Origin of the sequence: Sediminivirga luteola, assembly GCF_014639315.1 — a bacterium.
GTDB lineage: Bacteria > Actinomycetota > Actinomycetes > Actinomycetales > Brevibacteriaceae > Sediminivirga > Sediminivirga luteola.
In genome coordinates this window covers 93,455-116,057 of record NZ_BMFY01000001.1, presented here as the reverse complement: position 1 = coordinate 116,057, position 22,603 = coordinate 93,455, and the positions used below count along the sequence as shown (strand labels likewise).

Annotated in this window: 21 protein-coding genes; 5 read left to right on the top strand and 16 right to left on the bottom strand. The window is 71.4% G+C overall.

What is annotated here, in order from left to right:
• The first annotated feature begins 15 nt into the window (after positions 1-15).
• Positions 16-1,227, top strand: a complete 1,212-nt coding sequence (locus IEW13_RS00495; protein WP_188548967.1) for a class I SAM-dependent methyltransferase — start codon at positions 16-18, stop codon at positions 1,225-1,227.
• Between the two features lie 123 nt (positions 1,228-1,350).
• On the opposite strand, the gene IEW13_RS00490 is transcribed toward IEW13_RS00495, so the two are convergent.
• Both IEW13_RS00490 and IEW13_RS00485 read right to left on the bottom strand, forming a co-directional pair.
• Positions 1,351-1,914, bottom strand: coding sequence for a hypothetical protein (locus IEW13_RS00490; protein ID WP_188548966.1), 564 nt, complete (start codon positions 1,912-1,914; stop codon positions 1,351-1,353).
• 316 nt (positions 1,915-2,230) lie between these two features.
• Positions 2,231-3,421 carry an o-succinylbenzoate synthase gene (locus IEW13_RS00485; RefSeq protein ID WP_188548965.1) on the bottom strand — a complete coding sequence of 397 codons (1,191 nt, stop codon included), beginning with the start codon at positions 3,419-3,421 and terminating at the stop codon, positions 2,231-2,233.
• A gap of 27 nt (positions 3,422-3,448) precedes the next feature.
• Here IEW13_RS00485 and IEW13_RS00480 point away from each other — a divergent pair, with 27 nt between their 5' ends.
• Positions 3,449-4,381 carry a 1,4-dihydroxy-2-naphthoyl-CoA synthase gene (locus IEW13_RS00480; protein ID WP_188548964.1) on the top strand — a complete coding sequence of 311 codons (933 nt, stop codon included), beginning with the start codon at positions 3,449-3,451 and terminating at the stop codon, positions 4,379-4,381.
• A gap of 111 nt (positions 4,382-4,492) precedes the next feature.
• Here the strand turns inward: IEW13_RS00480 and IEW13_RS00475 are convergent, their stop codons facing one another.
• Complete coding sequence (locus IEW13_RS00475) at positions 4,493-4,948, bottom strand: PLD nuclease N-terminal domain-containing protein (RefSeq protein ID WP_188548963.1); 456 nt, start codon at positions 4,946-4,948, stop codon at positions 4,493-4,495.
• 186 nt (positions 4,949-5,134) lie between these two features.
• On the opposite strand from IEW13_RS00475, the gene IEW13_RS00470 reads away from it, so the two are divergent.
• On the top strand, positions 5,135-5,383 hold the full coding sequence (locus IEW13_RS00470) for a DUF4229 domain-containing protein (RefSeq protein WP_188548962.1): 249 nt from the start codon (positions 5,135-5,137) through the stop codon (positions 5,381-5,383).
• A gap of 106 nt (positions 5,384-5,489) precedes the next feature.
• Here the strand turns inward: IEW13_RS00470 and IEW13_RS00465 are convergent, their stop codons facing one another.
• Both IEW13_RS00465 and IEW13_RS00460 read right to left on the bottom strand, forming a co-directional pair.
• Entirely contained in the window at positions 5,490-6,428 is a 939-nt protein-coding gene (locus tag IEW13_RS00465) for a 1,4-dihydroxy-2-naphthoate polyprenyltransferase (protein WP_188548961.1), read from the bottom strand.
• 85 nt (positions 6,429-6,513) lie between these two features.
• Positions 6,514-7,842, bottom strand: a complete 1,329-nt coding sequence (locus IEW13_RS00460) for an AMP-binding protein (protein WP_188548960.1) — start codon at positions 7,840-7,842, stop codon at positions 6,514-6,516.
• Positions 7,843-8,460: 618 nt separating this feature from the next.
• On the opposite strand from IEW13_RS00460, the gene IEW13_RS00455 reads away from it, so the two are divergent.
• Together IEW13_RS00455 and IEW13_RS00450 are read left to right on the top strand one after the other, a co-directional pair.
• Positions 8,461-8,697 (top strand): hypothetical protein, encoded by a 237-nt coding sequence (locus tag IEW13_RS00455; protein WP_188548959.1) that lies wholly within the window; start codon positions 8,461-8,463, stop codon positions 8,695-8,697.
• 71 nt (positions 8,698-8,768) lie between these two features.
• Entirely contained in the window at positions 8,769-8,990 is a 222-nt protein-coding gene (locus IEW13_RS00450) for a plasmid mobilization protein (RefSeq protein WP_188548958.1), read from the top strand.
• Positions 8,991-9,227: 237 nt separating this feature from the next.
• On the opposite strand, the gene ccsB is transcribed toward IEW13_RS00450, so the two are convergent.
• From ccsB to hemA, 11 genes are all read right to left on the bottom strand, one after another.
• On the bottom strand, positions 9,228-10,301 hold the full coding sequence (gene ccsB / locus IEW13_RS00445) for a c-type cytochrome biogenesis protein CcsB (protein ID WP_188548957.1): 1,074 nt from the start codon (positions 10,299-10,301) through the stop codon (positions 9,228-9,230).
• 53 nt (positions 10,302-10,354) lie between these two features.
• Complete coding sequence (gene resB, locus IEW13_RS00440; protein ID WP_188548956.1) at positions 10,355-12,010, bottom strand: cytochrome c biogenesis protein ResB; 1,656 nt, start codon at positions 12,008-12,010, stop codon at positions 10,355-10,357.
• A complete protein-coding gene (locus IEW13_RS00435) occupies positions 12,010-12,768 on the bottom strand; it encodes a cytochrome c biogenesis CcdA family protein (RefSeq protein WP_188549207.1) in 759 nt (252 codons plus the stop codon). Before IEW13_RS00435 ends, resB begins: the two co-directional genes overlap by 1 nt.
• Positions 12,769-12,878: 110 nt before the next feature.
• Complete coding sequence (locus IEW13_RS00430; protein WP_188548955.1) at positions 12,879-13,514, bottom strand: TlpA family protein disulfide reductase; 636 nt, start codon at positions 13,512-13,514, stop codon at positions 12,879-12,881.
• Positions 13,511-14,146, bottom strand: a complete 636-nt coding sequence (locus tag IEW13_RS00425; protein ID WP_188548954.1) for a histidine phosphatase family protein — start codon at positions 14,144-14,146, stop codon at positions 13,511-13,513. Before IEW13_RS00425 ends, IEW13_RS00430 begins: the two co-directional genes overlap by 4 nt.
• A 100-nt stretch (positions 14,147-14,246) precedes the next feature.
• Positions 14,247-15,698 carry a phytoene desaturase family protein gene (locus IEW13_RS00420; RefSeq protein ID WP_188548953.1) on the bottom strand — a complete coding sequence of 484 codons (1,452 nt, stop codon included), beginning with the start codon at positions 15,696-15,698 and terminating at the stop codon, positions 14,247-14,249.
• Between the two features lie 252 nt (positions 15,699-15,950).
• Positions 15,951-17,285 carry a glutamate-1-semialdehyde 2,1-aminomutase gene (hemL, locus tag IEW13_RS00415; RefSeq protein WP_188548952.1) on the bottom strand — a complete coding sequence of 445 codons (1,335 nt, stop codon included), beginning with the start codon at positions 17,283-17,285 and terminating at the stop codon, positions 15,951-15,953.
• A gap of 215 nt (positions 17,286-17,500) precedes the next feature.
• Positions 17,501-18,472, bottom strand: coding sequence for a porphobilinogen synthase (gene hemB / locus IEW13_RS00410; RefSeq protein ID WP_188548951.1), 972 nt, complete (start codon positions 18,470-18,472; stop codon positions 17,501-17,503).
• Positions 18,469-20,106: a bifunctional uroporphyrinogen-III C-methyltransferase/uroporphyrinogen-III synthase gene (locus IEW13_RS00405; protein ID WP_229744829.1), complete on the bottom strand. Its 1,638-nt coding sequence runs from the start codon at positions 20,104-20,106 to the stop codon at positions 18,469-18,471. The genes hemB and IEW13_RS00405 overlap by 4 nt, the downstream gene beginning before the upstream one ends.
• Before the next feature lie 5 nt (positions 20,107-20,111).
• The gene (gene hemC / locus IEW13_RS00400; RefSeq protein ID WP_188548949.1) at positions 20,112-21,203 is read right to left on the bottom strand and encodes a hydroxymethylbilane synthase; all 1,092 of its coding nucleotides are present in this window, start codon (positions 21,201-21,203) and stop codon (positions 20,112-20,114) included.
• Positions 21,200-22,603 carry a glutamyl-tRNA reductase gene (gene hemA, locus IEW13_RS00395; protein WP_188548948.1) on the bottom strand — a complete coding sequence of 468 codons (1,404 nt, stop codon included), beginning with the start codon at positions 22,601-22,603 and terminating at the stop codon, positions 21,200-21,202. The genes hemC and hemA overlap by 4 nt, the downstream gene beginning before the upstream one ends.

The following is a 22,603-nucleotide window of genomic DNA, read 5'->3' as shown; positions in this document are numbered from 1 at the left end:
CGTAGGCTTGACCGGGTGGACAGGGAAGGACTTGCGGAACTGCTGACGCCGGAGGGCTACCGGCTGCTGATGGAGATCGGCGAATACAGCTCCTCGGATTCGCTGGCACAGGGCGAACGCCTCCGGAAGGAGGGGCACTCCCCCGCGCTGGTCTCCGCCGCGCTCACCCAGGCCCAGCTGCGGCAGGCGGCCAGGGCCAAGTTCGGGGAGTTCGCCCAGGACATGCTCTTCACCCGGGACGGGCTGGAGCAGGCCACCCGGCTCCCCGTGGCCGCCAGGCACGCCCACCGGCTGACGGCCGCCGGCTGTGAGCACATCGCGGATCTGGGCTGCGGAATCGGCGGGGACGCGATGGCCCTGGCCGGGCTAGCGCCGCGGGTCACCGCCGTGGACGCCGATGAGGTCACCGCCGCCATCGCCACCTTCAATCTGCGCCACTTCGACAACGCCGTCGCGCGGCAGGGCGCAGCAGAGGACTTCGATCTGGGGCAGGCTGACGGGCTGTGGCTGGACCCCGCCAGACGGCAGGCGAGGGGCCGGCGCAGCCGTGGTGAGGCCGCGCGCCTGTTCGACCCCGAGGCGTTCTCACCGCCGCTGTCCTGGGCCGTCGGCGCGGCGCGTGAGGTGCGCGCGGCAGGCATCAAGCTCGGGCCGGCCCTGCCTCACGACGCGATCCCCGAGGACGCGCAGGCGCAGTGGGTCTCGCACGGCGGCGATGTGGTGGAGGTGGCGCTGTGGTTCGGCGCGGCGCGCCACGGCTCCGCCCGGCGGACGGCCTTGGTCCTCGGCGACGGGGAGAGCATCGAACTGAACGAGGAACAGCTGCCGCAGGGTGATGTGCCCGCCGGGGAGCCGGCCGGATATCTCTACGAGCCCGACGGCGCGATCATCCGGGCGGGACTCGTCGGCGCCCTGGCCGGTCCCTTCGAAGCGCATCAGCTCCATCCCTCGATCGCCTACCTGAGCTCCGACCGGCTGGTCCGCTCGCCCCTGGCGGCGGTCTGGCAGGTGCGGGACGTGCTGCCGATGAACGTGCGCGCCGTGCGGGACCGGCTGCGCGAGGAGGGCATCGGCACGGTGGAGATCAAGAAGCGGGGCGCGGACATCGTCCCGGAACAGGTCCGCAAGCAGCTGCGGCTGGATGGGCCGGGGAGCGCGACGTTGTTCTACACCCGCATCGGCCCGGCCCACCGGGTGATCCTGGCCGAACGCATCCCGCAGGGCTAGCCCACAGGACGCCCTCGCCCGACTCGCCGGAACACGCACGGCAGACGCACCCCCGCTGGATTGAGCATTCCTGGGGCTGGACACTCGTGGACTGGGCACGCCGGGGCTGGCCGAAAGGCGGGCTCAGCGGCGGCGCGCGAAACCCCAGATCACCCCGGCCACCAGCAGCGTCAGCCCGAGGGCGCCGGCGACGATCGCGGTGAAGACGCTTCCCACCGTGCCGAAGAGCCCGGAGAGGAAACCGCCGGTCGATTCGCCCAGGGTCAGGATCGCCGTGACCTCCGTCTGCGCCGGCTCCGGCTGGGGCACATCGATGGTGTGCAGCCCGCTCTCCCGGGCGACGAAGGAAGCCTCCACTGTCGCCTCGGTGCCCCGCAGGGCAGAGTTCGAGCTGACAGTGGCCGGGCCGCTCTCATAGGGGTCCCCGGACGGCCCGGTGACCACGGGGCGCTGATCGAACCTGGCCCGCGGGTCCGCAGCCGAGCGGGCCAGGTAGATGAAGTAGGTCTGGCCTTCCTGGAGTTCGGCGGTCATCCGACCCGGTGCAGCCGTGTGCGCGAGGGCGTCGCCGCCGGGGCTGCCGTCCTGCTGGAGCACCCCCAGGGGGATGATCCGGACGAAGGAGAGGATCGCGAAGACCATCAGCACGATGCCGCCGGCGAGCAGGATCCCGCCGGAGACGCCCATGATGAGCGGCCCGTTCCCGGCCTTTCCAGTCCGTCCGGCGCCACCGGAAGGACGTCCCGGCGCGGCGCCGGATCCGGCCGGGGCATGCGGTCCGCCCGGACCTGACCACGGGGGAAGCGGCCCGCCATATCCGCCTGCGGCAGGGAACTCCGGCGGGCCGTAGCCTGGATGTTGCGGTGCGCCGCCGCCGGATGCGCCCGGCGGACCCTCTCCGGCTGCGCCGGATCCGGGGTGCTGATGCGGCCTGCCCGGACCCGGCTGCGGGGCGTGGGGGTGCGGCCCCGGGGACTGTGTCATCGCGACTGGGTTCCCTTCCTCACGAAGCGTGGTCGTGACCGCGGGCCTCCCCGCCCGGCGTACGACGGATCAGCTCCCAGCATGCCTGCGCCCGAGCCAGCCACGCCTCTGCTGTGCCAGGATCGGCACGGTAGCGCTCCAGGAGGGCGTCATCGGCGTCCGGCCGGGTGACCGGGAGCATGCCGCCGGAGGGCCGCAGGGAGGGATCGGCGACATCGCCGCGCAGCAGTCCCACCGTGCCGAGGCCGCAGGCGAGCGGTTCCCCGTCCGGGCCGGGCGGCAGCAGCGCAGCCAGCTCCACCCCGGCGGCGATGCCGATGGAGGTGTCCAGCGCCGAGGACACCACCGCGGGCAGCCCGGTCTGGGCGACGATGTGCCTGGCCTGAGCGATCCCGCCCAGCGGCTGGACCTTGACGACGATGTAGTCCGCTGCCTGCAGGCGTGCCACCCTCATGGGGTCCTCGGCCCGGCGGATCGACTCGTCGGCGGCGATGGGGACGCCGATGCCCGCCTCGGCGAGTTCCGCTCGCAACGCCGCCAGGTCCTCCACCGCGGCGCAGGGCTGCTCTGCGTACTGCAGGCCGAACTCCGCGAGGCGCCGCAGCGCCCGCTTCGCCTCGGCGAGGGACCACCCGCCGTTGGCATCCACCCGGATGACGCCGTCCTGGCCGAGCTCGCGGCGGACGGCAGCGACTCGCGCGATGTCCGCTTCCAGCGGCACGCCGGCCTGCGCCACCTTGACCTTGGCGGTCGTGCACCCCGGGAAACGCGCGAGCACCCGCGGCACCTCCTCGGGGTCGCAGGACGGGACGGTGGCGTTGACCGGCACCTGGTCGCGCACCGTTCCGGCGGGGCCGGGGACGTAGGCGCGTTCGAGCGCCGCGGCGAACCACCGGGCGGCCTCTGGCGGTGGATACTCCTCGAACGGGGAGAACTCCGCCCAGCCGGCCGGCCCGCGCAGCAGCATCGCGGTACGGGTGTCCACGCCACGGAATCTCATCACCATCGGGATGGAGACGACGTGGATCCGGGAGAACAGCTCCCTGACGTCCCGCGGCAGTTCGCCGGTCAGACCGGCGGGAAGAGCCCCGTAGGGACCGGGCGTCTCCGCGGCGAGCGTGCCGGCTCCATCGGTCCCGCTGAGCCCGGCGACCGGGGACGCACCGGAGACCGGCCCGGATGCGACGCCGGGATCGGGATGCGCGTTCATGGTCCCACCCTAGCTAGGCTTGGGCGCATGGCAGCTACGACGCAGGTCTCCGAGATCTTCGACCCCTCCCGCTGGCGCGAGGTCAACGGTTTCGACTTCACCGACATCACCTACCACCGGGCAGTGGACCCGCAGACGGGGAAGGACATCGGCTGCGTGCGGATCGCCTTCCACCGGCCGGAGGTGCGCAATGCGTTCCGCCCCCATACGGTGGACGAGCTGTACCGCGCCCTGGATCACGCCCGGCAGACCCCGGATGTGGGCGTGGTGCTGCTGACCGGCAACGGCCCCAGCGTCAAGGACGGCGGCTGGGCGTTCTGCTCCGGGGGCGATCAGCGCATCCGTGGCCGTTCGGGCTACCAGTACGCCTCGGGTGAGACCGCGGAGACGGTGGATCCGGCACGGGCCGGGCGGCTGCACATCCTGGAGGTGCAGCGGCTCATCCGCACCATGCCGAAGATCGTCATCGCCGTCGTGCCCGGCTGGGCGGCAGGTGGCGGCCACAGCTTGCACGTGGTGTGCGATCTGACCATCGCCAGCCGGGAGCACGCCCGGTTCAAGCAGACGGACGCCGATGTCGGATCCTACGATGCGGGCTACGGTTCGGCCTATCTGGCCAAGATGGTGGGGCAGAAGTTCGCCCGGGAGATCTTCTTCCTGGGCCGCACCTATACCGCCGAGGACATGCACCGGATGGGCGCGGTGAACGAGGTGGCCCCCCACGCGGAGCTGGAGGAGGCGGCGCTGGAGATGGCGCAGGAGATCCTCGGCAAGTCGCCGAACGCGCAACGGATGCTGAAATTCGCGTTCAATCTGGTGGACGACGGCCTGATGGGCCAGCAGGTGTTCGCCGGGGAGGCCACCCGGCTGGGCTATATGACCGACGAGGCGGTAGAGGGCCGGGACGCGTTCCTTCAGAAGCGCGATCCCGACTGGAGCCGTTTCCCCTGGTATTACTGAAAAACCTCGCACCCAGCGGCGTCCCGCAGCAGCTTCTCCCGCACCACAGAGACCTTCGTCTGGCCCGGCGGCTGCGCACGGCCACGCACGGTCACCGGTGTCGGCCTGCGGTCAGTTCTCCGCGTCGCGGTCCTCGTGCTGGCCCTTCGGCCGGCCGGGGCTGCCCTGGCCGCTAGGGCCGTCGTCGTCCTCGGGGTCGCTCTCGTCCGGGACGCCGGGATCGTCGTCCTGAGCCGGGTCCTGCTCCGCAGGCTCCTGTTCGGCGTGCTGTTCCGCGGCGGCGCGGCGCTGGTTGCGCTGTGCTTCCCAGCTGCTCTGCTCCGCGAGCTTGCGCAGGAACTCCGGGTCATCGTCGGGAGCCACCGGCGGCCGGACCTGCTTCCCGTAGGAACGGCCGAACGCGAACCACATGATCACCCCGATGGCCGGCAGCAGGATGATGACCAGCAGCCAGGCACTCTTGGGCATGGCCTTGACCTCCGAGCGGTCCCGCCGGGCGCAGTCGATCACGGCGTAGATCGTCACGGAGATCAGGATCACCGCTGCGAGCCAGAGGAGTCGTGCCATGCATCCATGCTAAAGCACCACCCTGGGAGGCGGCGAAGAGGTACCGGGCACCGGAGGCCCGCCTCGGCTGCGATCCGGCCGCTCTCATCCTCGGGTCTGCGGGCATGGCCTCCCGGACTCCGCGGGAACGGCGCGGACCCCGCCGTCCGGCGCTGCCGTTCAGCTTCGGACGATAGGCTAGACGTCATGAAAACGGTCTTCCTGTACAGCCTCGCCCGGCTCGGTCTCTTCGCCGTCGTGCTGGGCGTGCTGTGGCTGATCGCGGATCTGACGCTGCTGACGCTGGTGGCCGCGATCGTCATCTCCGCGCTGCTGAGCTTCCTGCTGCTGGGGCCTCTGCGTGAGCAGATGGTGCAGCGCATGGTGGCCCGCACCGAGCAGCGCCGCGCCAAGCGGGCCGGCACGGACGAGAACGCCGAGGACAAACTGAGCTGACCACCCGGGCGCCGGACGTTGAGGGCAGACCGGCGGGCACCCGCCAGCGCCTCCCCCGCAGCACCCGGCCCGGTTTACAGCGCCAGCAGCGACCGACCCGTGAGCGTTACAGCGCCAGTCCCAGCGCCAGCAGCAACCCGTAGACCAGCGTCGCGATCCCGGTCTGTTTCAGCGGCGGGACCAGCGCGTGGCCCTCCTCGCCGGAGAGCACCGTCTGCAGCGCGCCGACCATGAGCGCCAAGGACAGCACGGCCAGGAACACCGCCGGCGTGCCGGTGAGGATCGGGACGATCAGCAGCACATACGGGACCAGGACCATCGCGGCGTAGGCATAGCGGGCGCGTTGCTGCCCCAGCCGGACCGCGAGGGTGCGCTTCCCGCTGACGGTGTCGGTGGCGATATCCCGGATGTTGTTGATCATCAGCACTGCGCAGGAGAACAACCCCACCCCGACGGCCCCCGTCCAGGCGTTCAGCGGGATGGTGCCCACCTGCGCGTATGTCGTCCCCGCCGTCGCCACCAGGCCGAAGTACACGAACACGAAGACCTCGCCGAGCCCCCGGTACCCGTAGGGTCGTTTCCCCCCGGTGTAGTACCAGGCGGCCAGGACGGCCGTCGCCCCCACGGGAAGCAGCAGCCACGCGCCGGACACCAGGACGAGCGCCACGCCCGCCAGCGCCGCGACCCCGAAGCTGAGGAAAGCCGCTCGCTTCACCGTCTCCGGTGCCGCCAGGCCCGAGGCGGTCAGCCGCAGCGGACCGACGCGCTCATCGTCCGTACCACGCACCCCGTCGGAGTAATCGTTGGCGTAGTTCGTGCCGATCTGCAGTCCGAGCGCCAGGATAAGCGCCAGCAGGCCGCGACTGAAGACCTCCAGCATGCTCGCCCCGCCCGGAGGGGTGTCCACGTCGAAGCTGCCGATCACCAGATGCGGCAGACCGCCGAGCTCTCCCAGCGCGGCGCCCGTGCCCACCGCCACGGGCGCGGCAGCGAGGGGGAGGGTGCGAAGGCGCGCGCCTTCCACCCACTGGGCGAGTGTGGCCATGAAGATCCTCGTGAACAGACGTCGATCGGGGTCGCTACGGAATACTCATCGTACTGCCCGTCCGTGCCGGGCCGTCATGAGTTGCTCACCCATCGGGACCGCCCGGTCCTGAGAACCGGAATTCCCGCGACGCCAGACGTCCGGCCAGCGTTTTCGCCGCGGCACGGTCGGGCTTGCCGATCCCCCGCTCGGGCAGCGACTCCACCAGGAAGGCCTGCCGGGGCAGAGCGGCCGCGGGCAGCCGGCCGCTCAGCAGGGACCGCAACCGGGCGAGGTCGACGTCTCCACCTGCCCACCAGGCCGCTGCTGGCGTTCCTCCCCCCGTACCTGGATCGGGCACGCGGTCCGCGGCTGCCGCATCGGCGGAAGCCCCTCCGGGTGCATCCGGGGCGGACGCGGGCGCCGGCTCCGGCCCCTGCTCCGGTTGAAGCAGCGCGACGATGCGGGTTCCCCACTCCGGATCGTCCACTCCGGTGACGATTGCCTGCCGCAGACCCGGCAGGGCGCGCAGCAAAGCCGCCTCCACGAGCGCCGGCGAGACATTCTCCCCGCCGCTGATGAGCACATCGTCGGCCCGGCCGTGGACGCTCAGCATCCCGTCCTGGAGAGAGCCGAGGTCACTGGTGCGGAACCGCCGGCCCAGCCCCGGGACTTCCTCGAACGGGCGGAGGGAGCGCAGCCGGGCGGCCGTGCCGTCGGCCTCGATATCGGCGTAGCCCGAGGCGACCATGGGCGCGGCGATCACGATCCGTCCCTGCGGGTCGATGTCCAGATCCACTCCGGGAAGCGGCATGCGATCGTAGACGACCCCGCCGCAGGTCTCGGTCATGCCGTAGGTGCGCACCAGGTGCAGGCCCGCCTCGGTGGCACGGTCGTGCAGCGAGGGATGCAGGGCGGCGCCTCCCACGAGGATGGCATCGAACCAGGCCGCGCGCGCCAGCGCCTCGGGATCGTCCAGGAGGCGTGCGATCTGGGTCGGCACGAGGGCGGTGTAGCGACGTCCGCCAGGTTCCAGTGCCGCCTGCATGGCGGCGACATCGGCGCTGAAGCCCTCCGCCGTGAACGGGCCGGGCGATGAGACGAACGGCCGGGTGCCGGCGTGCAGGGAACGCAGCAGCACCTGCGCTCCGGCGATGTGATGGACCGGGAGCGCCAGCAGCCAGGCGCCTGGCCCGCCCAGATGCGCCGCGGTGGCTTCGGCGGAGGCGCGCAGGGCTGCGGCGGGCAGTGCCACCGCTTTCGGCTCGCCGGTCGATCCCGAGGTGCGCGCGATGAGTGCCAGGCCGCGGGCTTCTCCCGGATCGGTCACGGTCAGCCAAGGGGAATCGGCGGTCGCAGGCAGGACGAGCGGCGGGCCGGATCCGTCGAGCGCCGCTTCGAGGGCAGGCAGCACCGCGAGCGGATCGCGTGCCATCGCCTGCCTCCTCCATGCGTGCTTAAGCGTTTCCCCGGTTCCGGGCCAGCGTGCTCATGCCACGTGGACACCTGTCCCGGGCGCCCACGCCACGTGGACACCTGTCCCGGGCGCCCACGCCACATCGGCACCTATCCCGGTCATTCGCTTCCCCGGCATTCACCGCGAATCGCTCCACGGGTGCGGTGCCGGCACCGGTCCACAGGGTGCACCGAGCACCGAGCACCGACGGTACCCGCGGGCGCCGGAACGATCCTACCCCCGCCCGGTTGACTGCGCGGCACAGGCTAAGGCCTTTTCAAAGTCGTGAGGCTCTGGCACCACAACCCGCAAGACCACAGCCGACATGGCCCCAGCTGCAACTGGGGCCAACAACCACAACTGGGGCCGTACCTGCCTCACGCCGCCCCTCCTGCCCGGGCGAGTATGTGCAGACGGAAGGGAAGCTCGGGGCCCGCCCCTGTCCCGGAACTCGCCCCAGAGGGCTTCAACGGCGGCGTTCTGACGGCACAACCCTCAGAGACGCCTGCCCCCAGCCACATCACTCCGCCGTGGAACCGTCCACAGATTCGTGTTGCATGTAGAGTTACAGAGCAACACATCTCCACGATCGTGCTCATGATCGTCGAATCCGTCGAGTGGGATGAACACAATTTCGAGCACGCCACCAGGCGAGTGTCCGCTCGGGAGATCGAGCAGGCGATATGGAACGCCACCGGGGCACGGAGACACCGGCGGCATTCCAGTCGCGTGGTGGTCAGTTCGGTCACTGACGGCGGCAAACCGGTCGTGGTGATCGCTCACGTCACGCACCGGGGGCTCCGGCCTATCACAGCATGGGAGGGACGAGCATGACGACGGGGCACGAGGCCGGGTTGGCCGGCCACTACGACAGCACACGGGATACTGCCGGATTCACAGACGAGGTGCCCATCGAAGCCCGTCGGCAGGTCACCATCTCCGTGCGCTTCAGCGAAGAAGAAATCGCCGCCCTCCGAAACAGGGCTGAAGAACTCGGGATCAAGGTCACCGCCTTCATCCGTGCCGCGGCACTCGATGCCGAACGCCCGCTCGATCGCGCCGCCCTGGCTCGGCTCGCCGCTGGCGTGGAGGAACAGGCTCACCGCCTTCGCACGAGCCTGCGCTGACGACACATGAGAGCTGCCCTCCAGATGTACTGACCCGGCACGTCGGTCGAGAGAGTGTGACGCGCTGATCTGAAGTGGCAGCGCGAGAGGGCCTCCCGTGGTGCGACGTCTCAGGACATCCGTGACACGGCGCAGCGCCGGAACCGGTCCCTGAGCGCGCAGAGGCCGAAAGGCGCCCCGGCCTCCTCTGCCACACCCACCACCAGCAGGATCGCAGAGGCCGGAGAGCTGCACGCTTTACAGGCCGGAGTAGGAGTGCAGCCCGGTGAAGAAGACGTTGACGACGTAGAAGTTGAACAGCACCGACAGGAAGCCCATCAGGTTCAGCACGCCGATGGCGGTCGTGGTCCAGCCGCGGGTCGCCCGCGCATGCAGGTAGGCGGCGTAGATGACCCAGACGACGAACGTCCAGACCTCCTTGGTGTCCCAGCCCCAGTAGCGGCCCCAGGCGAACTCGGCCCACACGGCGCCGGCGATGAGGGTGAACGTCCAGGTGACGAACCCCAGGCCCGCCACGCGGTAGGCGAGGCGCTCGATGGAGTCGGCCTCGGGCAAGCGCCGCAGGAACCGGAAGACCTTGCGCGGGGACTCGGCCCCGTCGTACCACTGCTTCGCCAGCTGGAACAGCGTCAGCCCCGCCGAGAGGTACAGCAGCACGGTCGAGAAGATCGCGACCGGGACGTGGATCAGGATCCAGTAGGTGTCCAGGGCGGGGATCAGCTGAGCCGCCGGCGTGTAGAGCACGGTGATGCACAGCCCGAGCGCGATCAGCAGCGCACCCGAGACGAAGGTTCCCATGAACCTCAGGTCCCGGAAGAACAGGGAGACCAGATACGCCACGCCGATCAGCGCCGTCGCGGTGAGGGCGTACTCCATCATGTTGCCCCACGGCACGCGCTGCACCGAGGCGGTCCGCAGCACCACCGCCGCCACGTGCAGCACCACGGCGATGGCGATGAGCGCGGTGCCGATGCGGGCCATCCGCCGCGGGGGCACCGCCTTGCCACCGGCGGTACGACGCGGCTCATCGGCCCCGTCACCGGAGTCCTCGCCCGGTGCTCCACCGCCATCGGCGTCCTCCGCGGCATCGTCCGGGCCCCCGGCGGTGACGAGGGCGCGCTGGCGGCTGGTGCGCACGGCGCCCTTGGCGCCGGCCGGCCGGGACGCGGCGCCCAGTGCCGTCTGCACGGGTGCACGCTCGCCGCGGCCGAAGAGGTCGATGGCGGAGAAGATGAGGGCGATGGTGTAGACCGCCATCGCCGAGTAGATCATGAGGTTAGACCACTCGGCGAGCTCGACGTTGACGTCCACTTCCTACCTCCAGGATCCGGTCGCGTGACAGGGCACGCAGGCGGCTGCCTCGGTCACTTCGGCACCGCCGACTGCAATTCTACGACAAGTCGAGAAACCTCGGGCCGGAGCCGGGGGTCGTCCCCGCGGGCGAGGGCGGCGACTTCGACCCGGACGGCGTCATCGGGTTCCTTGCTGGAATCGGATGCGACCCGGATCCAGGCCCGGCGGCGTGGCACGAACAGGGACGCGGTCAGCCCCAGGAACGCCAGCACGGAGAACACCAGGGTCACGCCCTGCACCGGGTCGTGCCGGATGTCCAGGGCCACGTAGCGCCGGGTGCCTTCGTAGGTGACCGAGCCCAGGCCCTCCGGCAGCTGCGCCGTCTCCCCCTCGCGCAGCTGGAGGGTGAGCGGTTCACCGGTCTGCGGGTCCTGCAGCTCGCGCATGTTCTCCGGGTCGAGGGAGTACACCGACTGCGGGATGCCGGAGTCCAGGCCGAGGTCGCCGGCATAGGCACTTAGGACCATGTACGGGTTCACCAGGTCCGCGAAGGTGGAGACGAGTTCCCCGGTCTCCGGGTCCTGGGACACGGTGGGCAGCAGGATTCCCACGAAGCCAAGCTGCTCGGGTGAGGAATCCGGCACCTTGATCACGCCGCGGGAAGTGTAGACGCCGTCCTGCGGCAGGAACGTCACCGCACCGGAGAACACCACCTCGCCGGAGCCGTCACGGACCGTCATCACCGGCGCGTACCCGTTGCCGACCAGGTACACGTTCGCGCCGTCCATGCGCACCGGCTCGTTGACCCGCATGATCTGCTGCCGCTCCTGCCCGTCCTCCGTCGTGGTGACGAGCGCGGTGAACTCCCGCGGCTGGCCGAACTGATTGCCCTCGGCGACGGTGTCGAAGCTCGCGTGGAACTCGTCGAGCCGGAACCGGAAATCCTGCAGCCGGTCCGGGTCGAAATAGGCGCCCGGCTCGAAATAGTCGTAGGAGACCAGTGAATTGGAGAAGGACTCCTCCTCCACCAGGATGCGCTGACCGGACCAGCCGAACAGGCTGCCGAGGGCCACGGCGATCACGATGCCCAGCAGCGCCACGTGGAAGATGATGTTGCCGGTCTCGCGGAGGTAGCCGCGTTCGGCGGCGAGGTGGTCGCCGCGCCGGTCCACCCGGTAGCCGCGCCGCTTGAGGATCCGCTCGGCCGCGTCCAGGACGCTCTCCCGGTCGCCGTTCAGCTCCAGCTCCCGGTAGGCCGGCATCCGGCTCAGCCGGCGGGGCGCCTTGGGCGGGCGGGCGCGCATCGCCTGCCAGTGCACCTTGGTGCGGGGCAGGATGCAGCCGATGAGGGAGACCATCAGCAGGATGTAGATGGCGGAGAACCAGATCGAGCTGTAGACGTCGAAGAGCTGCAGCCGGTCCAGCCACTCCCCCACCGCGCCGTTCTCCTGGATGTACTGCGCCACCTGGGAGGGATCCTGGATGCGCTGGGGGAACAGCGAACCGGGGACCGCGGCGAGCGCGAGCAGCAGGAGCAGCATGAGCGCGACCCGCATCGTCGTCAGCTGGCGCCACGCCCAGCGCAGCATGCCGATCACGCCGATGTCCGGCGGGGCGGCCTTGCCGTCCTGAGGACCGCCAGCCGCCCCGGCCGGGGCGCCGGTGCCCTCGCCGGAGGTGTCGGCATCGGCGGCGAAGGAGTCCACCCGGTCCGCCGGTCCGCTCATCAGATCACCACCCAGAATCCGTCGATGAGTCCCTGCAGGGAATAGATCCAGCGCATCCACAGGCCGCTCGCCATCACGAGGCCCAGCAGGATGAGCATGCCACCGCCGATCCGCTGAATGGTCAGCTGGTGCCTGCGGACCCAGTCCACCCGGCCCATTCCCTTCACCAGCGCCACGGCGAGCAGCAGGAACGGGATGCCCAGTCCCAGGCAGTAGACGAAGGCGAGGATCGCGCCGCGCCACACGCTTCCCTGATCGGCGCCGAAGCCCACCGAGAGGCTCAGCACCGCCGCCAGGGTCGGGCCGATGCACGGCGCCCAGCTCAAGCCGAACGTCGCGCCCAGCAGTGGTGCGCCCCAGAGTCCGGCCGGCGGCCGCGCACCGATCTCACGGTTGCGCTGGAGGAACGCGAAACCGCCCATGAACACGATGCCGGCGAGGATGACCACTGCACCCAGGATCCTCGTCACCAGGTCCAGATGCGCGGAGACGAGCTGCCCCGCTGCACCGGCCAGCGCCCCGAAAGCGGTGAACACGACGGCGAACCCGAGGATGAACAGGCCGATGCCCAGGCCCACCCGCCAGGTGCGCCGGTCCTGCAGCGAGCCGGCGCCCAGCCCCGTCACGTAGCCGACGTAGCCGGGAACGAGCGGCAGCACGCACGGGGACAGGAACGAGACCAGGCCGGCGAGGGCCGCGACGAGCACCGCCATCAGCATGGGGCCGTTGAGGGCCACCTCCGCGAACTGCGAGCCCAGGCTGGCGACCGGGGATGGCACCGCGAGGTCCGGCATGGCATCAGCGACCGGCGCGGCGACGAGGCCGGAGCCGGACGGGATGCTGGCGAGACGGCTGAGGGGATCCGGCATCAGGACTGTTCTGCGAGCACATCGGAGATGAGGGCGCGCAGCGTGGACTCGTCCACCTCGCCGACGACCCGGGCCGCGGCCCGGCCTTCCGCGTCGAGCACCACGGTGGAGGGCGTCGCCTGGGGCGGGAGCACGTTGCTGAGCGCGGAGACCGCCGCCCCGTCGCGGTCGAGCATGGACTGGTAGGTCAGCTCGAAGGTGCGGTGGAAGGCTTCCGCGGTGGGCGCCTCGTCGCGGACGTTGACCCCTAAGAACCGCACGCCGTCGTCCTGGAACTCCTCGTAGTTCGCCTGCAGGCCCGGCGCCTCGGTCCGGCAGGGCGGGCAGGCGGCGTACCAGAGGTTGATGACGACGGGGGCGCCGCGCCACTCCTGGAGGTCGAAGGGCTCGCCATCGGTGTATTCACCCGCCAGGTCGATCGGCTCGCCGCGCTCGGACGGGCCCAGCTGAGTGATGACGCCGGCTCCGGCGATGTAGCCCTTGTCCTCGCCCGCCTGCTCGGCCAGGCCGTCGGAGGCGGGGCTGCAGGCGACTCCCACGGCGAGTGCGGCCGTCAGCACCGCGGCGGTGAGGGCGCGCCCGCGCCGCCCGGCTCGCGGCAGCCGTGCTGACCGCGATGCAGGCCGAGTGCTCATGCGCCCGGCACCGCCTTCTCGGGCAGCAGGTCGCGGCACGGCTCGGCGTAGGACAGGTCCACCAGGCGGTGGCCGTCGAAGGTCAGCGTGGTCAGCGAGGCAAGGGAGCATTCGCGGCTGCGCGGATCGTGCCAGAGGCGCCGGTTCTCGGCGTGCAGGCGGGTGACCCAGATCGGCAGCTGATGCGAGACCACCACGCCGACCCCGCCGTCGACGCGGCGGCGCAGGCTGGTCACGGCGGCTTTCATCCGCAGCACCTGCTTGTGATACGGCTCTCCCCAGGACGGCAGGAAGGGGTTCCAGGTCTTCGCCAGCATCGCCGGGCTGCGCAGCAGCCGGTCCTTGGAGACCTTCTGACCCTGGAAATCGTTCTCCGCCTCGATGACGCGGTGGTCGATGGTGGGCTCCAGCCCGGTCAGGCGGGCCAGCGGCTCAGCGGTCTGCCGTGCCCGCAGCAGCGGCGAGCTGACGATCTCACGGATCTCGTGCTGGCCGCTCAGGACCGCGCCGACCCGCTCGGCCATCTCGAAGCCCCGCTCGGAGAGGTGGTATCCCGGCAGGCGGCCGTAGAGGATGCCTTCGGGATTGTGCACCTCACCATGCCGGAGCAAGTGGATCGTCGTGGCGGCCATGGTCCCCATGTTCCCAGAATTTCGCCTGGCCTTCATCTTCGTCGGCCCCTGCGCACGGGGATCGCGGCTGTGAATCCGCTTGGAATCAGGCTAGGCGCGCTCAGCCTTCGAGCCAGCGCATGGCCGAGGCGGCACCGTGCAGACCGGGCATGCCGTGCACCGCGCCGCCCGGCGGGACGGAGGAGGAGCACAGGAAGACCCCGGGCATCGGCGTGCGGTACGGGTCCAGGGAGGCGACGGGCCGGAAGAGCTGCTGCCGCAGGCCCATGGCCCCGCCGATGATGTCCCCGCCGACGAGGTTCGCGTCGAACGCCTCCAGCGCGGCCGGGCCCATCACATGACGGGCCACGACGGTGTCCCGGAATCCCGGGGCGAAGCGCTCCACCTGATCCTCGATGGCGCCGGCGAAGGCAGTCTCCACCTCAGGCCCGAGGCCACTGGCGGTGGACAGCCTGGCGTAGGTCCACAGCAGCCGTCCGCCGGAGGAGGGACGGCGGGAGGCGTCGGCGGCGTCCTGCTGCGCGGCCAGGACGAAGGGGCGTTCCGGGATCCCGCCGGAATGGGCGGCGCGCTCCGCAGCGGCGCACTCGGCGGCGGTGCCGCACAGGTGCAAGGTGCCGGCGCCTGCCAGCCGCGGATCGGACCAGGGCACCGGTTCGCTGAGCTCGAACTCGACCCGGACGACGCCGGGGCCATAACGGAACCGGGCCAGCCGGCGGCGGTATCCCTCGGGGACGTCGAAACCCTCCAGCCGCAGCAGCTGGGCGGGTGTCAGGCTCAGCATCGTGACATCGGGGCGCTCGCCGCCGACGGTGACCTCGCGCAGGTCGGTGATGCGGTGCCCGGTGCGGATGGTGCCGCCGTGCTCCTCGATCAGCCGGCCCAGTGCCCGCGCGATGGCCTGGGAACCGCCGCGGGCGAAGGGCCAGCCGTGACGCTGCCCGATGGCGCCGAGCACGATCCCGAACCCGCTGGAGATCAGCCGTTCCAGCGGGAGCGCCGAGTGCAGGGCGATCCCAGCGAACAGTGCGCGGGCATCCTCGCCGCGCAGGGCGGAGGCCTGCAGCGCGGCCGCCGGGAGCCCGGACAGACCGAGGAATCCCAGACTGCGCATCAGGTGCTTGGGCAGCGGCAGGAGCGGGCTGAGCAGGGACTCCAGCATCGTCTGGGTCTCGGGGACGAGCGGGCCGTAGAGCGCCTTCCAGGCGCGTTCGTCGACGTCCAGCTCAGCGGCGGTGGTGGCGAGGTCGGCGTGCATGAGGGCGGCCGGGCGGCCGTCCAGAGGGTGCGCGAGCGGGATCTCGGGATGGGCCCATTCGAGGCCGTACCGCTCCAGTTCCAGCGCTTTGAAGACCGGTGACTGGGCGCCGATGGGGTGCACCGCCGAGCCGATGTCGCTGATGCCGCCCCCGCCGGTCAGATCGGCCGAGCGGGTGGCGCCCCCGATCTCCTCGGCGGCCTCGAACACCGTCACCTCGTGACCGGCGACCGCGAGCACCGCAGCGGCCGTCAGCCCATTGGGACCAGCGCCGACGACTGAGATGCGTGCCATGACCACAGCCTACCCAGGTGCCGTCGCACGGTAACCGGCTGCCGTGTGTCCCATGCCTCGTCGCATGGCAGCCGGTGCGCTTTCCTTGAGGCAGCCTGGCCCGTTACGTCGTCACCGCGCCGGTAGATCGTCACCGCCCAGGTCTGGAGCGCGACGACGTACGGGCTGAGCGACGACATCAGCACCCGAGGGCTCTGGACGGGCGCGGTCGTGCGGCGGCGATGGAGCACACCGCCGAGGGATCCCTGCGGCTCAGCCTTCGGCGGCCGCCTTGGCCGCGGCCGGCAGTGCGGCGATGATCCGGTCGACGACGTCGTCGGTGTGGGCGAGGCTGAGGAACCAGGCCTCGAACGCGGCCGGGGGCAGGTGCACGCCCTGGGCCAGCATCGACTGGAAGAACCGGCCGAACGCCGCAGTGTCCTGGGCGCGGGCGCCCTCGTAGTCGGTGACCGCATCGGCGTCGGTGAAGAAGACGCTGAACATGGAGCCCGCGCTCTGGATCAGATGCGGCACCCCGGCGCAGGAGAGCTCCTCGGTCACGGCGGCGCGCAGCGCATCGGCGGCGCGCTCGAGGACCGGGTACACATCGTGTTCCACCGTGCCGCGCAGGGTCGCCAGGCCGGCTGCAGTGGCGACGGGATTCCCGGCGAGGGTGCCGGCCTGGTACACCGGCCCCTCCGGTGCCAGCTGAGCCATCACCTCGGCGCGCCCGCCGAAGGCCGCGGCCGGGAAGCCGCCGCCCATCACCTTGCCGAAGGTGAACAGGTCCGCCGCGCCGTGCCGGTAGCCCGGGCCGGCCGGATCGCCGTACTCACCGGACTCCCAGCCGTACCACCCCGCCGGGGATACCCGGAAACCGGTCATGACCTCATCGGAGATCATCAGCGCGCCGTGCTCGCGGGTGAGCCGCCGGATGGCGTCCGTGAAGCCCGGCAGCGGCGGGACGACGCCCATATTGCCCGGCGAGGCCTCGGTGATGACGCAGGCGATCTCCTCACCCGATTCCGCGAACGCCCGCTCCAGCGCCTCGGTGTCGTTGTACGGCAGCACGATCGTCTCGGCGGCAGACGCCCCCGTGACGCCGGGGGTGTCCGGCAGCGCGAAGGTCGCCAGGCCGGAACCGGCGGAGGCGAGGAGGGCGTCGACGTGCCCGTGGTAGCAGCCGGCGAACTTCACCACCTTGGCCCGGCCGGTGTAGCCCCGGGCCAGGCGGATCGCGCTCATCGTCGCCTCGGTGCCGGAGGAGACCAGCCGGACCTTCTCCACCGGCGTCACGCGCGAGACGATCTCCTCGACCAGGAGCACCTCGTTCTCGCTCGGAGTGCCGAAGGAAAAGCCCTTCGCCGCGGTGCGCTGCACGGCTTCGAGCACGTCCGGATGCGCGTGTCCGAGGATCATCGGCCCCCAGGAGCCCACCAGGTCGACGTACTCGTTGCCGTCGACGTCCACGAGGAACGCGCCCTCGGCCCGGTCGATGAACCGGGGAGTGCCTCCGACCGCCTGGAATGCCCGCACAGGCGAGTTCACCCCGCCGGGGGTCACCTGGCGGGCGCGGTCGAAGAGCCCGGCCGAACGTGTGGTCTGCATGGTTCTCCCGTCATGTGCTGATGTGCCGGCGCTGACCTGAGGCCGGCACCGCCGTGTTCACACTCACCGTGCCGCGTACCCGCCCGGCGGTCAAACCGTGCCCGTCACCGGACGGCGGCGGACAGTCCCGCGCCGGGGCGGCACCTCGGCTGGCCTTGGCCGGGCGGGGGCGCTGTGCCCGCATCCCGTGTTCACAACCTCACGAGGAAGTACGGCTAGCTCAGCTCCGCTGCGATCTCCGCCGCCCAGTAGGTGAGGATGGCCTGGGCCCCGGCCCGCTTGAACGCCAGCAGCGACTCCATGATGGCCGGCTTACGGTCGATGGCACCCGCGGCGGCGGCCGCCTCGATCATCGCGTACTCGCCGGAGACCTGATAGGCCCATACCGGGACGCTCACGCTGTCGGAGACCCGCGCCAGCACATCCAGGTAGGGCAGCCCGGGTTTGACCATGACGACATCGGCGCCCTCCTCGATGTCCAGGAGCGTCTCCCGCAGGCCCTCGCGGCCGTTGGCCGGGTCCTGCTGATAGCTGCGGCGGTCGCCCTGCAGTTGGGAGTCGACCGCCTCACGGAAGGGGCCGTAGAACGCGGAGGCGTACTTCGCCGAATACGCCAGGACGCCGGTGTCGGTGAACCCGGCGGAGTCCAGGGTGGCGCGCACGTGGCCGACCTGGCCGTCCATCATCCCGGACAGGCCCACGAACTGCGCGCCCGCGCTGGCCTGGGCCAGCGCCATCTGGCCGTAGCGCTCCAGCGTGGCGTCGTTGTCGACTCTGCCGTGTGCGCCGATGACGCCGCAGTGCCCGTGGTCGGTGAACTCGTCCAGGCACAGGTCCGCCATGATCACGGTCGAGTCCCCCAGCGCGGCGCGCAGCCGCCCGATGGCGACGTTCAGGATGCCCTCGGGGTCATCGGCGGCGGATCCGGTCGCGTCGCGGCGCTCGGGGACGCCGAACAGCATGAGTCCCCCGACACCCGCCTCCACGGCGTGCTCCGCGGCGTCGACGAGGGAGTCCAGGGTGTGCTGCAGGACGCCGGGCATGAGACTCAGCGCGACCGGTTCGTCCAGGCCCTCCCGGACGAACAGCGGCAGTATCAGATCCCGGGCATGCAGCCGGTGCTCGGCCACCAGCCGCCGGATGGCGGGGGTCTGGCGAAGCCGGCGGGGCCGGATGACGGGGCTCATGAACGCTTCCTCCTCCTTGCCGGCGTGCGTGCCTGCGAGGGCCGCAGCGGGGTCTCGTCGTTGTCCTTGGCCTCCTGGCGGCGGGCGCGGGCGAAGTCGGCCAGGGCCGTGATCAGGGCGCCGATGTTCGCCTCCGGCGCCAGGACATCGACCCGCAGGCCGTGCTCCTCCGCCGTCTTGGCGGTGGCCGGGCCGATGCACGCCACGATGGTCCGCGGGTGGGGTTTGCCGGCGATGCCCACCATGTTCCGCACCGTCGACGAGGAGGTGAACAGCACCGCGTCGAAGTCACCGCCCTTGATGGACTCGCGGATGGGCGCCGGGGGCGGGGCGGCCCGGACGGTCCGGTACGCGGTCACGTCGTCGACGTCCCAGCCCATCTCCTGCAGGCCGGCGATCAGGGTGTCGGTGGCGATGTCGGCCCGCGGCAGCAGCACCCGGTTGATCGGGTCGAGGTCGGGATCGTACGGCGGCCAGTCCTCCAGCATCCCGCGGGCTGACTGCTCCCCGGAGGGGATCAGCTCCGGCTCGATCCCGATCTCCCGCAGCGACGCTGCCGTGACCCCGCCGACCGCGGCGATCTTGATGCCAGCGAAGCAGCGGGCGTCCAGACCCAGCGTGGACAGGTGGTTGCGCACGGCCCGGACGGCGTTGACCGAGGTGAACCCGACCCACCGGTAGTCGCCGGTGACCAGTCCGCGCATCGCCCGTTCCATCTTCTGCGGGCTGCGCGGCGGCTCCACCGAGATGGTCGGCACGATGGTGCCCACGGCGCCGAGCTCGGCAAGGGCCTCCACCGTGGCGGCGCCCTGCTCCTTCGTGCGGGGGATGATGATCTGCCAGCCGAACAGCGGCTTGGACTCGAACCACTCCAGCTCCTGGCGGAGGGCATTGCCCGGTCCCACCAGGACCACGATCCTCTCCTCCGGCGTGGAGACCTCGGCCAGATCGGCCACGTGCCGGCGCAGGGCGCCCAGGGTGGTGTCCGCCGTAACCTGGGTCGCGGTGGTCCCGCCGGAGCAGATGACGACCTCGGTCTCCGGGTCCCATCCGGCGTCGATCAGCCCGCACACGGAGTCCTCGATGTCTACCAGGCTTCCGGCGAGGACATGGCCGGTGTTGCGGTGCGGCGTCATGTCCAGGTGCGCCGTCTTGCCCGCGGCGACCAGGCGCACGGACCGGACGCGCCCGTCCGTCAGCGGGGTGCCGGTGTAGGCGGAGATCCCCGCCGGCAGGCCGACGCCGGGAACGATCTCGAAGGACATGCCGGCTCGGCGGCAGGCAGCGGCCTCATCGGTGGTGGGCGCGAACAGGATGCCGTCGTCACACAGCAGCCGCACGACGCGGCCGTACTCGCCGGCCAGGGCGGCCAGCCGCCTGCCCCGCACCCGGCCGGTGTTGCCGAGTTCCTGCGCGTCGAGGATCTGCGGGCCGTGCTGGGCGTACCGGTCGACGAGTTCCATGTGCGTCGGATCCGAAGTCACCACCACGGCGGCCCGCTCGATCGCTTCGATGGCCCGCGCGGTGATGAGTCCCGGATCGCCGGGGCCCGTGCCGACAAAGCTCACTGCCGGGCGCAACACCGGGGCTGTTTTCTTCTTCTCCGGTGGATTCCCGGACGAGACAGCGCTCAAGGCGTTCATCCGCGCACCTCCCGTCCGGTCGTGGGGTCCTCGTCTGATGGTCTCGTGCCGCCGGCGCCGGGCTCCGGCGGTCTCCCGGTACTGGCGTCCGGTCCCGCCGCCAGCCCGGCCAGGAGCGCATCGGCGGTGCGTTCGCCCAGCGCCTGGGCCTCGGCGGCCGTGCCCTCGAAGCTGCGGCGGATCAGGCGGCCGTCGTCGTCGGCGAGGACGGCGTCCAGCGTCAAGCGTCCCGTCGGCTCCGGGGCGTCGCCCGCCCGGTCTGCGGCGGCCGCGCCCTCCTGCGGGGCGTCCTCCCAGCGGGCGAGAGCGCCGATGGGGGCGGAACAGCCGGCCTCCGCCCGCGCCAGGACGGCACGTTCAGCGGTGACGGCGGCGCGGGTGGGCGCATGGTCGAGCGCCGCCAGGGCCTCGGCGATGCCGTCGCCGGGGCGGCATTCCACGGCCAGCGCGCCCTGCCCGGGAGCCGGGAGCATGCGCGCCGGGTCGAGGAACTCGGCCACCTCGGTCTCGCGGCCCACACGCCGCAGGCCGGCCGCGGCCAGCAGGATCGCGTCCAGGCGGCCCTCACGCAGGTACCCGATGCGGGTGTCGATGTTCCCGCGCAGACCGGTGATCTCCAGATCGGGGCGCAGAGCGGCCAGCTGCGTGGCCCGCCGGGGCGAGCCGGTGCCGACCCGGGCTCCTGGCGGGAGCGAGGCCAGATCCGGCGCCGAGGCGGTCAGCAGCGCGTCCCGGGGGTCCTCCCGGTCGGGGATGGCCGCGAGCAGCACCTCCGGCGGCTGCGCGGTGGGCAGGTCCTTGAGCGAGTGCACGGCGATGTCGATCGTGCCGTTCTGCAGTGCCGTGCGCACGGCGGAGACGAAGACCCCCGTGCCGCCCATCTGGGCCAGCGGTGCCATGTTCACATCGCCCTCGGTGACGACCTCGACGATCTCGACCCGGAAGCCAGCCGATTCCGCCAGGCGGCGGGCCACCTGCACGGACTGGGTCCGGGCCAGCACCGAGCGCCGGGTCCCCAAGCGGACCGTCGCACCGGAGGCCGGGGTATGTGCCGGGGGCTCGACGATGTCGAACGTGTGGTCGCTCACGAGGCGGCCTCCCGCCCGCCGAAGGCCCGAAGGACGGTGTCCTCGTCGCTGCGGTTGCCGGCCAGGCGCACATGGGCCGGGTCGATGCCGCCGATGTGCTGGCCGGCGACGTGCCCTTTGACGCCGTCGCCGGACGGCAGGTCGAAGAGCACTCCCAGCAGCGCGGCGTAGTCGACGCCCTGGGCGTCCGCGGCGAGTTCCTTGGCGCGGACGGTGGGGGTGTGGAGGATCTTGTCGGCCACTCTGCGCATCGCGGTCTCCGCCTCGGCGAGGACACGTTCATCGGCGTCCCTGCCGATCTTGCTCCGCAGCCGCGCGATCTCCAGCTCCAGGACCTCGGCCGCGCGGCTGCGCAGCGCCGCCACCGCGGGACCGATCTCACGGGCGCGGCGTTCGGCGCCTAGCCGGTTCATCTCCTGGGCGATGATGGCGCGCACCTGGGCGATCACGGCGGTCACCTTGTCCCCGGAGTGCGGGGCCTCGCGCAGCCGCTCGGCGAGATCGTCGAGCCCGATGAGGGTGACGTCCTCCATCTCGCCGACCTCCGGGGCCACATCGCGGGGCAGCGCGAGGTCGACGACGAAGGCGGGCCGGCCGGGCACCCGCCGCACCAGGTCCGGCGTGATGACGGCGCCGCGGGCACCGGTGCAGGAGACGATCAGATCGGCATCGGCGATCTCCGTCTCCAGCGTCTCCGGGGTCAGCGGCAGCGCCCGCCCGCCCACGCCGGCTGCGAGGCGCTCGGCGCGGTCCAGGCTCCGGTTCACGATGCTGATCCGGTTCAGTCCGAGCTTGGCCAGGCTGGCCACGACGAGACCGGACATCGCGCCGGCGCCGACCACGAGGGCTTTGGCTTTCGCGTAATCGCCGATCACGCCCGGAGCACTGTCCAGGGCGGTGCCCAGCAGGGACCGGGCGACGCTGTCGAGCTCGGTCTCGGCGTGGGCGCGCTTGCCGATGCGCAAGGCCTGCTGCAGGGCCTGGGAGAGTTCGCCGGTGAGCTCTTTGCGCCGCTGTCCCTCGCTGAGCACCTGGCGGACCTGGCCGAGGATCTGCGCTTCGCCCAGTGCCATCGAGTCCAGGCCGCAGGCGACATGGAGCAGATGCTCCATGGCACGTTCGTCGTAGTGGGCGTACAGGTGCGGGGCGAGGGTCTGCCAGTCGATGCCGACGGTGTCGACGAGCGCGCTGCCCAGATCGGCGAGGCCGCCGTGGAACGCCGAGACATCGGCGATCAGCTCCAGCCGGTTGCAGGTGGACAGCAGGCCCAGGCCGTTGACGTAGCTGCCGGCCAACACGGCCTCACGCAGGCGTTCGCCGGCGGCGGCGTCCAGCGCGGCGGCGTCGAGCACCGGCATGGGCGCGCTGCGATGCGACAGCCCGAGGATCAGCAGGGCCAT

What these genes read in the sequence shown, in the direction of transcription:
- IEW13_RS00490 (WP_188548966.1), bottom strand. Translation starts at nt 1,914, where the DNA reads ATGGGCGTCTCCGGCGGGATCCTGCTCGCCGGCGGCATCGTGCTGATG.
- IEW13_RS00485 (WP_188548965.1), bottom strand. Translation starts at nt 3,421, where the DNA reads ATGAACGCGCATCCCGATCCCGGCGTCGCATCCGGGCCGGTCTCCGGT.
- IEW13_RS00480 (WP_188548964.1), top strand. Translation starts at nt 3,449, where the DNA reads ATGGCAGCTACGACGCAGGTCTCCGAGATCTTCGACCCCTCCCGCTGG.
- IEW13_RS00475 (WP_188548963.1), bottom strand. Translation starts at nt 4,948, where the DNA reads ATGGCACGACTCCTCTGGCTCGCAGCGGTGATCCTGATCTCCGTGACG.
- IEW13_RS00470 (WP_188548962.1), top strand. Translation starts at nt 5,135, where the DNA reads ATGAAAACGGTCTTCCTGTACAGCCTCGCCCGGCTCGGTCTCTTCGCC.
- IEW13_RS00465 (WP_188548961.1), bottom strand. Translation starts at nt 6,428, where the DNA reads ATGGCCACACTCGCCCAGTGGGTGGAAGGCGCGCGCCTTCGCACCCTC.
- IEW13_RS00460 (WP_188548960.1), bottom strand. Translation starts at nt 7,842, where the DNA reads ATGGCACGCGATCCGCTCGCGGTGCTGCCTGCCCTCGAAGCGGCGCTC.
- IEW13_RS00455 (WP_188548959.1), top strand. Translation starts at nt 8,461, where the DNA reads ATGATCGTCGAATCCGTCGAGTGGGATGAACACAATTTCGAGCACGCC.
- resB (WP_188548956.1), bottom strand. Translation starts at nt 12,010, where the DNA reads ATGAGCGGACCGGCGGACCGGGTGGACTCCTTCGCCGCCGATGCCGAC.
- IEW13_RS00430 (WP_188548955.1), bottom strand. Translation starts at nt 13,514, where the DNA reads ATGAGCACTCGGCCTGCATCGCGGTCAGCACGGCTGCCGCGAGCCGGG.
- IEW13_RS00425 (WP_188548954.1), bottom strand. Translation starts at nt 14,146, where the DNA reads ATGGCCGCCACGACGATCCACTTGCTCCGGCATGGTGAGGTGCACAAT.
- IEW13_RS00420 (WP_188548953.1), bottom strand. Translation starts at nt 15,698, where the DNA reads ATGGCACGCATCTCAGTCGTCGGCGCTGGTCCCAATGGGCTGACGGCC.
- hemL (WP_188548952.1), bottom strand. Translation starts at nt 17,285, where the DNA reads ATGCAGACCACACGTTCGGCCGGGCTCTTCGACCGCGCCCGCCAGGTG.
- hemB (WP_188548951.1), bottom strand. Translation starts at nt 18,472, where the DNA reads ATGAGCCCCGTCATCCGGCCCCGCCGGCTTCGCCAGACCCCCGCCATC.
- hemA (WP_188548948.1), bottom strand. Translation starts at nt 22,603, where the DNA reads ATGGCCCTGCTGATCCTCGGGCTGTCGCATCGCAGCGCGCCCATGCCG.